Source organism: Thalassospira sp. MCCC 1A03138, assembly GCF_002115785.1.
Taxonomy (GTDB): Bacteria; Pseudomonadota; Alphaproteobacteria; order Rhodospirillales; family Thalassospiraceae; genus Thalassospira.
The window spans coordinates 462,170-476,313 of the sequence record NZ_JFJY01000001.1; the positions used below are offsets into that span (position 1 = coordinate 462,170).

The window sequence follows — 14,144 nt, forward strand, 5'->3', positions numbered from 1 at the left end:
CCTTTATCGATGAAAAAAAGTTAACAACATGCGACTCGCCTGCTTGCCACGAGTCGCAAAGCAACGTATCGTTAACGGAATGGAATAAAATTCCACACGGCAATCGTTGGGGCGCTTGTCGAAATTAGCCGGATTAACACGGATTTTTTGCGGAACACGGTAACGGAGCGGAACATGCGGGTGCTGCTTGTCGAAGATGACAACGCCACTGCTGACAGCATCGAGTTGATGCTGAAATCGGAGGGCATGGTTGTCGACACCACTGATCTTGGGGAAGATGGCCTCGAGATCGGTAAATTGTATGACTACGATATTATTCTTCTGGATCTCATGCTGCCGGACATTGACGGCTATGAAGTTCTCAGACGTTTGCGCGACGCACGTGTTGAAACCCCGGTGCTTATCCTGTCGGGGTTGACCGAAACCGAAGACAAGGTCAAAGGCCTTGGTTTTGGCGCGGATGACTATCTGACCAAGCCGTTTGACAAAGTTGAACTGCTGGCACGCATTCAGGCGATCGTTCGCCGGTCGCGCGGCCATGCACAATCGATGATTGCCACCGGCAGACTGAATGTGAACCTTGATGCACGCACGGTTGATGTTGATGGATCGCCGCTACATCTGACCGGCAAGGAATATGGCATCCTTGAATTGCTGTCGCTGCGCAAGGGCACGACATTGACCAAGGAAATGTTCCTGAACCATCTCTATGGTGGGATGGACGAGCCGGAACTCAAGATCATCGACGTTTTCGTGTGCAAGCTGCGCAAGAAAATCCAGTCAGCCACCAAGGGTGACAACTACATCCATACAGTCTGGGGCCGGGGCTATGTCCTGCGCGATCCGGATGTAAACAGTAGTGCTGCCGCCTGAACGCAACGAACTTTATCGCGTTCCGCTGCGCACGAAGTCAAAAACGCCCCGATGGATCGTCGGGGCGTTTTGCTTTTGGCGGGTGCGCGTTACACGGCAACAATCCTGATTTCTATTTCTTGTCTTCCGGCTTGCCAAAGCGCGACCGATCAAAGGTCGTGGACGGACGGGTTGTTCCGCTGCCCGTGCTGCCGGTTCCGGTTGACGGCCTTGCGGGCGGAGTGCTGCCCGTGCCGCTTGAACCGGCGGCGGTGCCTGTTGTGCCCAGTGGACGGCGATATGTCGATCCAGCCGTCCCAGTTGATCCCGCCGTCCCGGTAGTGGCGGTTGAAGGACGTGAATATGTGCTGCCGGTAGTCCCGGTTGTTCCCGTTGTTGACGGACGCGCTGTTGTGCCGGTGCCCGTTGGGGTCGTGGGGCGGGGCGGGGTTGTGGCTCCGGCAGCTGCACTCGCGGTCGTACCACCGGTGGCAGTTTGCATATGCTTTGGCTTGGGAAACGCAAAACCGCCTGTCGCGGTACCACTCGCCGCCCCAGCCGCCGCACTGGCACCCGCCTGAATTTTCTCAAGTGCTGAAACATCGACATCCGGTGCCCCCGGACGGTTCAATTGATAGATGCCGCGCTGACGCGCAAGCGGTTTGAACTTGTCGGAAATCCCAAGAACCGTTTCCGCCCCACCAAGGAACAGGAAGCCATCATCGGGCATTAATGCCGATATACGCGCCAGCACATCTGTCTTGGTTGCCTGATCAAAATAAATCAGAACGTTGCGGCAATAGACGATATCGAACTGACCCAGCGGCCGGAAATCCTCAAGCAGGTTGAATTCCTTATATTGAACCTTGGAGCGGATTTCCTGCGAGATTTGCCACTGGTCTTCTTTCTTCTGGAAATATTTGACCAGAAGCTGGATCGGAAGTCCCCTTTGAACTTCAAACTGGGAATACAAACCAGCACGCGCCTTGGTCAGGATTTCGCGCGAAATGTCGGTTCCGATAATTTCAACCCGCCAGCCGGAAAGCTGGGATTTGAAATCTTCAAGGATCATCGCCAGCGAATAGGGTTCCTGCCCCGAAGAGGCCGCCGCACACCAGATGCGCAGATGGCGCTTTGACGCGCGCTCCTTGATCATGTGCGGCAGAACGACATGCCGAAACTGATCAAACGGTTTGGTATCGCGGAAGAAGAAACTTTCATTGGTTGTCATCGCATCGACGACTTCCTCGACAAGCACGCGGTCACCGCCGCGCAATGCCGCGATCAGCTCGGTCAGGTCCTTAAGCCCGCGCTTGCGTGCAATCGGCATCAGCCGGCTTTCGAGCAGATATGTCTTATCTTGGCTCAGAACGAGCCCGGATTTTGACTTTATAAGTCTGCTGACGAAATCGAAGTCTTCCGGCCTCATCATCTCGGCTTAACGACCCCCTGCAAATTTTTTGATATAGGCCGCGATGCCACCCACGGGGAGAACCGCCGAACAAATGCCTGCATGTGCCGCGGCACCGGGCATTCCCCATACAACGCTTGTCTGTTCGTCCTGTGCAACAACCATACCCCCGGCACCCACGACAGCACGCCCACCCAGCATACCATCCTGTCCCATACCTGTAAGGATAGCCGTGAGTATATTACCACCGTAGCTTTCCACAAGGCTGCGGAGCATCGGATCAACCGACGGACGACAGAAGTTTTCTGGCGGGTTCTGGTTCAGAACAATTTTCCTGCTGTTGCCACGGCCCTCTATCACCATGTGGTAATCCCCGGGGGCAAGGTAAACCTGTCCGCCCTGAATTTGCATGCCTGTCTGGCCTTCCTGACATTTAAGCCCGGTCAGGCGGGTGATGTGTTCGGCAAGGATCGTGGTAAAAGTCGCAGGCATATGCTGGGTAATAAAAATCGGCTGACGCACACCGGCAAGACCGCGCAGAACCTCGAACAGGGCCTGTGGACCACCGGTCGAACTTCCGATTGCAATCGCTTCGACATTAAGTCGTTTTTCGGGAAGCAGACTGATCTGCCCCCCTGCGATCACCCGTTTTGCCGGCGCCGGTGCAGCGGCACCGGTCGGCGCCTTGGCACGCGCTGTTGCCGCGGCGGCTGGGCTGCGTGCGGCCGGGGCGGCACGTTGTGGTGCCTGTTTGACCGGCGTATTTCGCGCCACTGCCCCACCACCAACAGCACCGCCCGATGTCTGGCGGGTTGACGGTTTGACATTGGCACCTGTCGCCTTGGCATCACCGGCTGCAATTGCCGCCTCGCGGATCAAACGACCCGGATCGCGCGCTGGCATGTTGGTTGTTTGTGTAACCGCATCACGGTTAATGGTCGTGGCCCCGCCTTCTTTACCCTGCCCCTGTGCCGGGGATACCGGCTGCACGTGCTGAGGATGTTGGGGCTGAGGTATCGGGCGGGTCGACATCGGGCCAAGACGACCGGGCTGGTGCGTCGGACGCGGACGCAGTTCAGCGGTGAACCTTTTGCGCTGAACCCGGCCGGGCTTTTGCAATATCTGATGCTCCGCCGACAGTTCGGCCCGGAACGGTGCCGGAGCATCACCAGCGGTTTTTTCTGTTGCGGAGGAATCATCTTCCGGTACAGCAGATTCCGGCAACTCTTCATGCCGTTCGGCGGTACCCACATCGTCAACGACGACCTGTTCTTCATGGATTTCTTCAAGCCGTGCCTGATCCGCCCCCAGCATCTTACGACGCTGTTCAGCCCAAGCCTTGACCTTGTCGAGCAACTCGGCCCGGAATCCTTCGCCAACATTAAGGTCCTTGGCCGAGGACGGTTTGGGAATGTAGTCCACGGCACCCAGTGTCATGGCCTGGAAACTGATATCGGCGTTTCGCTTGGTCAGGGTCGATGCCATGATCACGCGAACCGTCGGATCGATTTCAAGCAGCTTGGGCAACGCCGTCAGACCATCCATGACGGGCATTTCAATGTCGAGAACGACCGCTTCGATACCAATCTCCTGACGCATGACGCCAAGCGCGTCTTCGCCATTGGCAACAGAACCGACGACCTCGATATCGTCGTCTTCCTGCAACATGCGGGTTACCAGACCACGCACGATTGCGGAATCGTCGACAATCAGGACTTTATAGGGTGGATGAATTGGCGTGTCTTCCACGTACCGACGTTCCCGTTAGAGCAACCGGACCAAAAACCAAGGCAAATGCACAGCGACGCTGACAGGAACCTTAAATCAGACCCACCTGCTCAAATTTTGCCTGGATTATCTCGCTGTCGAACGGTTTCATGATGTACTCGTTCGCACCGGCCGTGATGGCCTCTTGGATATGCTCGAGATCGTTTTCTGTAGTGCAGAACACGACGACGGGCTCATCACCACCAGGGGCTGCACGCAGTTCCCGCAGGAAATCAATCCCGCTTTTCACAGGCATGTTCCAATCAAGCAACACCGCGTCTGGCATGGCTTCAAGGCATCGATCAATTGCCTCCTGCCCATCCACAGCCTCAATGACCGCAAATCCCATTTCTTCCAGGATACGGCGTGCCACCATTCTGATGACTTTCGAATCATCGACGACGAGACAACTCTTCATCGACTTCCTTCTCGCAAATTAGATCGTTAAGCCAAAACCGGCATTGTACCGGATGCATTTTGCACCCGGTACAGACTAACATCGTTAGCCAGCCTGTTTCACAGAAACCGTGAAATCAAGCAGACGGGTCACATCCAGAATGACAAGAAGTTGCTTGTCGAGCCGGAAAATGCCATCGGAAAATTCGCGCCAGCGCGGGTCGAGCGTCGCGGGATTCTGCTCGAACGCTTTTTGCGGAACGCTCAGAACTTCTCCGACCTGATCGACCATCAGGCTGTATAGTTCACCACCCTGATCGACCACGATGCTCATGCCCGGCACGTCATCTTCGCGTTCGCGAAGACCAAGACGTTTGCGAACATCAATCGCTGTAACAATGCGACCACGCAGGTTCAGCGACCCCGCCACTTCGGGCGGAGCCAGCGGAATGCGCGTGATACGCTGCGGACCAAGAACATCCTGAACCGTCAGGACCGGAATACCGAACAACTGCTTGCCGATATAGGCGGTAACGAAATCCTTCGTCGCCCCGCCAAGGTCAAGGGCCGTGCTCTGTTCTTTGCTCGGGACGAGTGCCTTTTTATCGCTCATTGGACTTTTCCCCGATTTACACTGCGCTCAGCGTCTGGATCAGCGTTGATACCAGCGCATCTCGATCGAATTTCGCGACATAGTCGCTAAAGCCAACCTGACGACCCCGTTCGAAGTCTTCCTCGCTAGTGTGCGAGGACAGCGCGATGATCGGGGTATCACCCCAATGTTCATCATTCTGCAGGCTTTCGGCAAATTCGAAGCCGTTCATGCCCGGCATTTCGATATCACTGATGATCGCGTCGAACATTTCACCGCGATTTTTAAGATCAAGCGCCTGTTCGGCATTCTCGACCGCAATGACACGAAAACCGGACACCGACAGCATCGGTGTGAGAAGGTTACGGAAGAACGGGCTGTCATCGACCAGAAGCACACGCTTTTTCTCGCCGCCGGTATCCTCATGACCAAACCAGTCCGAGAACGCCAGTTCAAGATAGTAGCCGGCATCAATCAGATCGGTTGCCTTGCCGTCGATCACCGCAGACCCGACCAGACCATCCTGATCGGCAGTCAGTTCGACATTAAGAACGTCATCGACGATATCGACAATTTCGTCAACCACAAGGCCCATAGTCCGTTCGCGATCCTGGAAGACCAGGGTCGGCTGACGGCCTTCGCCTTTCATCTGATAGGAACCATCAATGAAGACCAGCGGCATCAGCTTGCCACGATACTGAACCAGCGGACGACCGTTAGAATATTCGATGTTTTCGACATCGATTTCTTCGAGGCGAGCAACCAGTGCCAGCGGCACGGCACGAACTTCTGCCCCGCCAGCCCGGAAGACCAGCATGGACGTCGTTTCGCGATCACCTGTATCGGAGCGCGCCTTGCTTTCGACACCCTGCGAACCACCAACGGTGATTTCGCCGGTGCGGGTCGCAATGCCGTTCGGATCCAGGATCATGATCACGCTACCGTCACCAAGGATGGTGTTCCCCGAGAACAGAGACAGGTCACGCAGGATCGGTGCGACCGGTTTAACCACGATTTCCTCGGTATCGAACACGCGGTCAACGATAATACCGAACGAATAGGTCCCAACCTGTGTGACGACGATGAAGGCTTCTTCATCCACGTCATCGACCGTTGTTTCGCCGTCATCAAGACCGAGAATTTTCTTGAGCGTGACAAGCGGCAGCAGACGGTTGCGCAGGCGCAGGACAGGCGTATCGTGAATGCGTTCGATCGAATGATCAGAATTGCTTGAAGCCCGGACCAGTTCCAGAACGCTGATCTGCGGAATGGCGAAACGTTCGCCGCCGCTTTCGACGATCAGTGCCGAAACGATGGCAAGGGTGAGCGGGATTTTGATGATAAAGGTCGAACCACGGCCTTCGACCGATTTCAGCTCAACCGTACCACCGATTTTTTCGATGTTGGTACGGACCACGTCCATGCCGACACCACGCCCCGAAACCGAGGTCACCTTTTCGGCGGTCGAGAAACCGGCCTTGAAGATGAACTGGTGGATTTGCGAATCCGCCATACCATCAAGATCGCTCTCGGTTGCAAGACCGTTGGCAATCGCCTTGGCCTTGATCCGTTCGATATTGAGACCGCGACCATCGTCGGAAATCTCGATGATGATGTGACCGCCTTCGTGATAGGCATTCAGCGTAACCGTACCGGTTTCCGGCTTGCCAGCTTCACGACGCCCCGGAATATCTTCAAGACCATGGTCGGCAGAGTTACGGACCATGTGGGTCAGCGGATCCTTGATGAGTTCAAGCACCTGACGGTCAAGTTCCGTATCGGCACCGATCATCTGTAGATCGATTTTCTTATTCATCTCAAGCGCAAGGTCGCGAACAATACGCGGCAGTTTCGCCCAAGCGTTGCCAATCGGCTGCATACGCGTTTTCATCACACCTTCCTGAAGGTCGGTGGTGATGTGCGACAGACGCTGCAACGGAACGGTAAATTCGCTGTCATCCTTGCCGCGAACCATCTGCAACAGCTGGTTACGGGTCAGGACAAGCTCGGAAACCAGGGTCATCAGGTTTTCAAGCAATTCGACGTTCACGCGGATCGTTTGGGCCGCAACCGAGCTTTCCTTGGCCTCGCCGCGCTGTGCTTCGGCTTTTGGTCCCTCGGACGCAGCGGCCTTGGCCGGGGCAACTGCCTGCGACTTTGCTGCTGCGGGCGGGGCGGCTGCCGGTGCGGGTTTCTCGGGCGCAGGAGCAGGTTCCGGCTCCTGAATATCCGGGTCGACTTCGGTTGCATCGAAAATTGCCTGCAACCGCTCATCATCGGTCATCGGCACTTCTTCGGCAACTTCTTCCTCGACCGGGGTGGCTGCCGGTGCGGCGCTGCCGCCCATGATCGTACCGGTATCGGCAAAATGGTTAAGACGCGCGATCAGATCGGCATCGTTGCCATCCGGTTCGGTTTCATTCTGCTCAAGCTCGCTCAGCAGATATTTGATCGTATCAATGGATTCAAGAACAAGCGTCACCGCATCCGGTGTTACAACCAGTTCGCCATCACGGATCTTGCCAAGCACGTTTTCACCGGCATGCGCAACTGCTTCCAGTCGCGGCAAACCAAGAAATCCGCATGTCCCCTTGATGGTATGCACCAGGCGGAAAATATTCGACAGAATATCCGGATCGTTCGGATTCTGCTCCAGTTTGACCAGCTCGACGTCAAGCGTCGATAGGCTCTCCGAAGTCTCTGTCAGAAATTCACTTAAAAGATCGTCCATAAACCCCCTCCACATCTCCGACAATCATACTGTTTGCCGGAACCGGAACGCCCATCCCCACGACCACTGCGCGAAACACACGTTCAATCCGTTACTTACGTAGAACCTAGCACACCGTATTACCAGACCCGCATGTGTTTTTTTTAATCATAGATCAATGCAACATTTCCGTCCTCTTGCAAGACTGAAAGCGCACCACCGGTCCGATGCGCAAGATTTCGCAGGAAAAAGCCATGTACGGTCCGGGGATCAAGCTGCTCCGGGGCCACTTCATTTTTCATGACATTTTCCACATCGGGGCGAAACGCGGCACGTTTTCCGGTTGCATTGACCGAAATCCGCCCCCCGGATTCGCATGTAACAACAATATCCCCACCAAACGGCAAAGCTTCACGGGCCAACATCACCATATTGAGCACAAGCCTTCCATGAGCTGGATCAATTCCAATTCCAGTTTGATCCCACAGTAGGGTCACCTTGCCTTCGGCCTCGAAACTCTGGGCAACCGCATCGCGCATGGATTTTGTGTCAACGCTGTTGCCTGCGCGCCCGAATGCCAGACGGAACAATTGCAACCGGCGCGCAGCCTCAAGCCCGCTTTTGCGCATCAGCGCAAGTGCCTCGTCATCGGCAACGCCTGCCTCCCCCATCAGTTCGGCACCGGCATTCACAGCCCCCACAGGCCCGACAAGGTCGTGGCAAATGCGCGAGCTGATCAGCTCGATCAGGATCAGTTCCACTGCTCTGTCCTGTTCCATGTAACGGGTATCTCCAAGAATTCTGTTCAACAGGTCCGCACTGCTTCCCCAAAACAATACGTGGCTCACATCTGGCCGCCCGGTCGATATTTGGGACATGATCGGATCACGGTCGGTGTAAACCGCGCCCAGATTGCAGCCTGATGTGTTAAAACCTTCTTTAACCTGCGGATTTTTGCCGCATTTGCAGACCGGCAAATTTTGCCCATCATCGACGGACCTCAAAAGATGTGACTGTCATCATTGCGCAGTATTTGTTCCGGGCCTATTGCCTGACTATATTAAAAAGACCAACATCAGACAAAAGAGCTTGATAATGGATTTTCTGCTCACACCTGGCACCATTGTCCGCCATCCTGGCCAGCCCGACTGGGGCCTTGGTCGCATTCAGGCGGTAGACGGCGACAGGATCGCCGTGAATTTCGAAGAGGCCGGACGCCAGATCATCCGCCCACGCCATGTCGTGCTTGAAATTGTCGAGGCTGCCATCGGCTATGAATAACAGCACGTAACCGCCTGCGATGGCACGGAACTTGCTCAAATGAAAAGATTGAATAATTCGGCGTCTTGACGGAATTTGATACGCAAGATCGCATCCATCGGCTACCGGACGCACCAATCCGGTGATCTGATTTAAATGATAACTAAGGTCGGAACGGGTAAATGATTGCAATCGTTAAAGCACCGCGGGACAGCTTCAAACAGCGTCACCACTCCGCCGCATTCGCCGTACTCGAACAATTTGCCGCCGGCCTCATCGAACAGGCCAAGGCGCATGGCGGCACCATCAGCGCCGAACAGATTTCAAGCGCGCTGGAAACCTTGCGCGGGCAGAACAAGCTGTTTGACGCGGCATGGATGACGCTTGAGGCCGATCTTGATACCGTCAAGACCCGCCAGAATGTTGCTGTCCGCCACGATCCGCTGGGCCGCCTTCTGGTCAGCCGTTTTGCCCATCAGCTTGAAGGTCGCGAAGCAGGCGATCTGGAACATGGGGCACTGTCGCGCGAAATCCTGCAACCCTTCTTCAAGGTCATCCGCATGATGGTTGGCATGGATATGCTGCAGGAAATCGATGGCGAAATACAGACCATCATTGAACAGCATGCCGACGAAGAAGATGAGTTGCGTGATCCGACAGATTACTGGGATCACCTTGCCGAAGAGCCACAGGTCGCCAACCGGCTTAATCTGGTCTTCTCGCGCATGGCCCTGCATTTCAAGGATTACGAGCGGCGTAAAAACTGGATGATCCAATTGGTCAATGACAACATGCCGCATGGCGATCATGCATGGACCTTTACCGAGGAACATTGTGTACGATTGCTGCGCGCCCTGTTCCGCGATGTACGTTCCGCCCTGTCCAAGCCGGAGCGTTCGGCCGAACTGGTTGCCAAGCTTGGCAGCGAGAATGTCGAGACGCTACGCAACGTCATGGCATCGCTTGATCGCGACGTCGCGTCCCTTCACATCCGCGAAGCCGAAAACTGGGAATAGGCATTCGATAATTCTGAATTTCCTGACAGATAAAAAAACCGCGGCGGATATTTCCCGCAGTTTTTCTGATGTCATCTGACGGAAAGGTGATGATTTCATCACAAATCGGGGTGGCCAAATCAATCCCCCCTGTGAGAAAGTCGAACTTGCGCACTACATAGCGTTTCCAGACCAATAAACAGAAACAAGCGCCGCCGCCATGAGCAGACCGCTGATTGACAAATATGGCCGCCATGTATCGTACCTTCGGGTATCGGTGACGGACCGTTGTGACTTCCGCTGCACCTATTGCATGGCCGAAAGCATGATCTTTCTGCCAAAGTCCGAAGTCCTGACACTTGAAGAACTCGATCAGCTCTGTTCGGCCTTCATTGCACGCGGTGTGCGCAAACTGCGCCTGACCGGGGGCGAGCCACTGGTGCGCCGCGGCATCATGGATTTGATCAGGGATTTGTCGCGTCATCTCAAATCCGGTGCGCTTGACGAACTGACCATGACGACGAATGGCAGCCAGCTTGCCACCTATGCCGATGATCTGGCTCGCCTTGGTGTCAAACGGCTCAACATCTCCCTTGATAGCCTTGATCATCAGAAATTCGCCGAAATCACCCGCCGCGGCCGCCTTGAACAGGTGTTAAGCGGGCTTGAAGCCGCCAAACAGGCGGGGCTCAAGATCAAGATCAACACGGTCGCCCTTCGCAATTTCAACGAAGACGAAATTTCCCGTCTTGTCGCCTGGTGTGGCAAGGAAGGCTTTGATCTTTGCCTGATTGAAACCATGCCGCTTGGCGATATCGACGGGGATCGCACCGATCAATATCTGCCGCTGACCGCCGTTCGTGAACGTCTGGAACAGGAATATACTCTGATCCCGTCCGAATATGTCACCCCCGGCCCGGCACGCTATGTCACGGTGACGGAAACCGGCGGACGGCTTGGTTTCATCACACCTCTTACCCATAATTTCTGCGAAGGCTGCAACCGCGTCCGTGTGACCTGCACCGGCACACTTTACATGTGCCTTGGGCAGGAAGACCACGTTGATCTGCGCGCGGCCCTCCGCTCGGGAGCGCCCGAAACCCTTGACCGTCTACTTGACGAAGCCATGCTGCTGAAACCCAAGGGCCATGATTTCGTCATCGACCGCAAGGGCCAAAAACCCGCAGTCGGCCGCCATATGAGCATGACGGGCGGCTGATCCGGACATCACTCCATTCCAGTTACAGGCATAAAATGAACATTCTGATTGTCGGCGGCGGCATCGCCGGTTTGTCTGCGGCCATTGCCCTGCAAGGCGACCGACATGACATTACGATTGCCGAAACCCTTGATGGTTGGAAACCGGCCGGGGCGGGGTTGCACCTGCCCGGCAATGCGGTGACGGCCCTTCGGGACCTTGGCATTGATAAGGATGTTGCGGCCAAATCATGCGCCTTTCCGCGACTGGATTATTTCGATCATCGTGACCGGAAACTGTTTGCGCTTGAAACCGAACAGCTCGGCTGGCCGACATTTCAGGCCCTGACCCGCAGCGACTTTCACGAAATCCTGTGCGCCAGACTGACAACGCCGACCATCCGGTTTGGTCTTTCCGTATCCGACATCAGTAACACCCCCGATCAGGCACAGGTTCGTTTTACCGACGGCACGACCGGCAGCTTTGATCTTGTGATCGGTGCGGACGGGATCAATTCAGTCGTTCGACACCTGGTTTTTGGCCCGGAATATATCCCGCAGCCGACCGGTTATATCTGCTGGCGCTGGATCACGAATTATCCCTTCGGCCTGACAGCGCCCAAATTCATCATCAGTTACGGGCAGGTCATTCTGGTGATGCCGGTGGGGGATAGCCGGTTTTATATCTATGCCAGCACCTATGATCCGGGCGAAAGAATACACGACTTGCCGACAAACGAGCTTGCCGTGCATTTTGCCCGGTTTGATGGTCCCGTACGCGACATGCTAGGCACAATCGGAACGGACACCGTCATTCACGAAGGCCGTATTCAGCAAATGGTCATGCCCGAATGGGTTGCGGGGCGTGTGGCCCTGATCGGGGATGCGGCACACGGCACCCTTCCGACCATGGCACAGGGGGCGACGCAATCGATCAAGGATGGCTTGGCAATGGCCAATGCCTTTCGCACGCAATCCGATATCACAACCGCGCTTGCCGACTGGCAGGCCGCCCGACTGCCCGAAGCACACTGGGTCCAGCAACAATCCCTGCAACGCATGGGTTTCGCCAAAATCCGCGGCAGGGCCGGTGTCTGGTTGCGCAATACCCTTATGCGCAGGATCGGCCCGAAGATTGTTGCATCGGGCTTCCGTCCGCTGATTGACGGCATGGCAGGTAACCGCAAGGACTAGGTGAACGCCTTTCGGATCTGCTCGATTGCCGTCATCGCGACGGCATGGCTTTCCGCCGCCAGCAGATGTGCAGGGCAACGCGCGCAATCCGAACTGCCAAACCCGGCAATCGGAATGGAAATGCCCGGCACCATACCCAAAGCAGCACGCAAATCGCATTCACACCCATCGGGCATGACAAGCATCGCGACCACGTACCCGATGCCGTTGGTCAGTTCATCGACATGCCAATGCTGTTTCTTCTCCGTCCGGCAATGACGTTTGACACGGGCCGCAATGCCACCCGATCCGTTGGCAGAACCGCAATAAAGATAAGTGCCCCGGCGCAGGATGGCCCCGGCGAAGCGTTTGTTCCGTAAAGCCAGATCAGCAGAAAGATCAATCACGAGAATATAGGCTCCGGCAACTTTGGGAAGCAGCCGGAGGGTTTCATCATTTATGTCAGCAACAAGCCGCGTCAAAGTCACAGCAGCAGATCAACCGAAAGACCGGGGCCGCGCGTGCCATTAGCAAGCACGGGTTCACAATCCTCGTTGATCCGTGACGCGATGCGCTGTCGCAAGGCACTGAAACGTTCCGACGTCACGACATCAACAGGCTGATCCAGATGAACCTCGATCCGGTAAACACCGCCAACCGGGGTTCTGGTGACACCGCGGATTTGGCCGCACACCGCATGGCCGAGATAGGACCCGGCAAAGCGTTTGCCGATACCAAGATCGGCAATCCGGACCGGTTCGCGTTTGCGCGTCATGGCAATCGCGGTGTTCCAGTCACGAAATCCGTGGCTTTGCGCCAGAAGCTCGAGGCTTCCGGTGTGGGAAACCGTCATCTTGCGGCTGGCCAGTGCCTTGCGCAGGCGTTTTGCCTGCTGCTTAAGCATTTCCGCCGGATCGCCCGATGCGGTTTTTGCAAAATCGGCAAGCTCGACAGGTGTCTGTTCAGGCTTTTCGGGCGGGTTATGAACGGGTTGGGTCATTTTCGTCTCCTGACAGGAGGCCGGGTGTCCGCATTGCCGGTCCGACGTCACAAGAAGACGGGGAACCGATAAAATCGTCTGCATCACTTTACCATGAGCCAAAGCCCCGCGAACGGCCGGTGTGTGCAACCGCACATTTCGTAGCGCAATGTGCCGCAAAACACAAGCATCACCATATCTTTGACCGCGCGAAGCGCATTACCGCTTGCAGAAATTGACAGCCCCCACAGGGACAACATATACCAGAATTAACAAATATCGCCGGGCACCCGGATGAATGCGCCAAACAGGGCGCAAGGGTATTCGACCAATTATAAGGAATTAGCGCCATGGCCATGGAAGCCCACGAAATCGAAACGATGATCAAGGAAGCCCTTCCCGATGCACAGGTCCGCATCGAGGACCTTCGCGGTGATGGCGATCATTATGCCGCAATCGTTGTGTCCGAGTCCTTCCGTGGTAAAACCCGCGTGATGCAGCACCAGATGATCTATTCCGCCCTCAAAGGCAAAATGGGCGGTGATCTGCACGCCCTTGCGCTTCAGACTTCCGCACCGGAATAAGTTCGGCAGCACAGGTACGCCTTGCGTTTGCCACCATCCTTGCAAGGCCGCCAGAAAATTACGGGCGCAGATCGGCTTTCGGCGCCCTTGATATTCCCGACACAAACCAGAATGACTACCCGTATTCGAACCCGGATCAATATCCGGGTTTCCGCTCCGGTTCAGGCTTGAATATCGTTCTGCCCATCAGGCACCTGCCGTTTAGCCCCACAAAATGACCATGGTTCA

General features: G+C 55.7%; 14 protein-coding genes. 6 read left to right on the plus strand and 8 right to left on the minus strand.

Annotated features, from left to right (window positions below):
* Positions 1-174: 174 nt before the first annotated feature.
* Positions 175-873 carry a response regulator transcription factor CtrA gene (gene ctrA / locus TH468_RS02220; RefSeq protein WP_007091320.1) on the plus strand — a complete coding sequence of 233 codons (699 nt, stop codon included), beginning with the start codon at positions 175-177 and terminating at the stop codon, positions 871-873.
* Between the two features lie 112 nt (positions 874-985).
* Here ctrA and TH468_RS21980 read toward each other — a convergent pair whose 3' ends face one another.
* The 6 genes from TH468_RS21980 to TH468_RS02250 form a co-directional block, all read right to left on the minus strand.
* Positions 986-2,284 (minus strand): protein-glutamate O-methyltransferase CheR, encoded by a 1,299-nt coding sequence (locus TH468_RS21980; RefSeq protein ID WP_085642016.1) that lies wholly within the window; start codon positions 2,282-2,284, stop codon positions 986-988.
* 6 nt (positions 2,285-2,290) lie between these two features.
* Complete coding sequence (locus TH468_RS21985; RefSeq protein WP_085642017.1) at positions 2,291-4,012, minus strand: chemotaxis protein CheB; 1,722 nt, start codon at positions 4,010-4,012, stop codon at positions 2,291-2,293.
* Positions 4,013-4,082: 70 nt separating this feature from the next.
* Positions 4,083-4,448, minus strand: coding sequence for a PleD family two-component system response regulator (locus tag TH468_RS02235; RefSeq protein WP_062952925.1), 366 nt, complete (start codon positions 4,446-4,448; stop codon positions 4,083-4,085).
* 84 nt (positions 4,449-4,532) lie between these two features.
* Complete coding sequence (locus TH468_RS02240) at positions 4,533-5,039, minus strand: chemotaxis protein CheW (RefSeq protein WP_063094761.1); 507 nt, start codon at positions 5,037-5,039, stop codon at positions 4,533-4,535.
* A 16-nt stretch (positions 5,040-5,055) separates the two neighbouring features.
* On the minus strand, positions 5,056-7,749 hold the full coding sequence (locus tag TH468_RS02245) for a chemotaxis protein CheW (protein ID WP_085642018.1): 2,694 nt from the start codon (positions 7,747-7,749) through the stop codon (positions 5,056-5,058).
* 143 nt (positions 7,750-7,892) lie between these two features.
* Complete coding sequence (locus TH468_RS02250; RefSeq protein ID WP_110252634.1) at positions 7,893-8,507, minus strand: histidine phosphotransferase family protein; 615 nt, start codon at positions 8,505-8,507, stop codon at positions 7,893-7,895.
* 316 nt (positions 8,508-8,823) lie between these two features.
* Here TH468_RS02250 and TH468_RS02255 point away from each other — a divergent pair, with 316 nt between their 5' ends.
* The 4 genes from TH468_RS02255 (at position 8,824) to TH468_RS02270 (ending at position 12,374) form a co-directional block, all read left to right on the plus strand.
* Positions 8,824-9,009, plus strand: coding sequence for a DUF3553 domain-containing protein (locus TH468_RS02255; RefSeq protein WP_085642019.1), 186 nt, complete (start codon positions 8,824-8,826; stop codon positions 9,007-9,009).
* A 161-nt stretch (positions 9,010-9,170) separates the two neighbouring features.
* Positions 9,171-10,004 (plus strand): hypothetical protein, encoded by an 834-nt coding sequence (locus tag TH468_RS02260; RefSeq protein ID WP_085642020.1) that lies wholly within the window; start codon positions 9,171-9,173, stop codon positions 10,002-10,004.
* A gap of 199 nt (positions 10,005-10,203) precedes the next feature.
* Positions 10,204-11,202 carry a GTP 3',8-cyclase MoaA gene (gene moaA, locus TH468_RS02265; protein ID WP_085642021.1) on the plus strand — a complete coding sequence of 333 codons (999 nt, stop codon included), beginning with the start codon at positions 10,204-10,206 and terminating at the stop codon, positions 11,200-11,202.
* A gap of 35 nt (positions 11,203-11,237) precedes the next feature.
* Positions 11,238-12,374: an FAD-dependent monooxygenase gene (locus tag TH468_RS02270; RefSeq protein WP_085642022.1), complete on the plus strand. Its 1,137-nt coding sequence runs from the start codon at positions 11,238-11,240 to the stop codon at positions 12,372-12,374.
* Here TH468_RS02270 and TH468_RS02275 read toward each other — a convergent pair.
* Together TH468_RS02275 and TH468_RS02280 are read right to left on the minus strand one after the other, a co-directional pair.
* A complete protein-coding gene (locus TH468_RS02275) occupies positions 12,371-12,760 on the minus strand; it encodes a DUF123 domain-containing protein (RefSeq protein ID WP_246832192.1) in 390 nt (129 codons plus the stop codon). The two genes, TH468_RS02270 and TH468_RS02275, sit on opposite strands and share 4 nt — an antisense overlap.
* 77 nt (positions 12,761-12,837) lie before the next feature.
* Complete coding sequence (locus tag TH468_RS02280) at positions 12,838-13,353, minus strand: glyoxalase superfamily protein (protein WP_085642443.1); 516 nt, start codon at positions 13,351-13,353, stop codon at positions 12,838-12,840.
* Between the two features lie 329 nt (positions 13,354-13,682).
* Between TH468_RS02280 and TH468_RS02285 the strand changes: the two genes are divergently transcribed.
* Positions 13,683-13,916 (plus strand): BolA family protein, encoded by a 234-nt coding sequence (locus tag TH468_RS02285; protein WP_007091307.1) that lies wholly within the window; start codon positions 13,683-13,685, stop codon positions 13,914-13,916.
* The last annotated feature ends 228 nt before the right edge of the window (positions 13,917-14,144 follow it).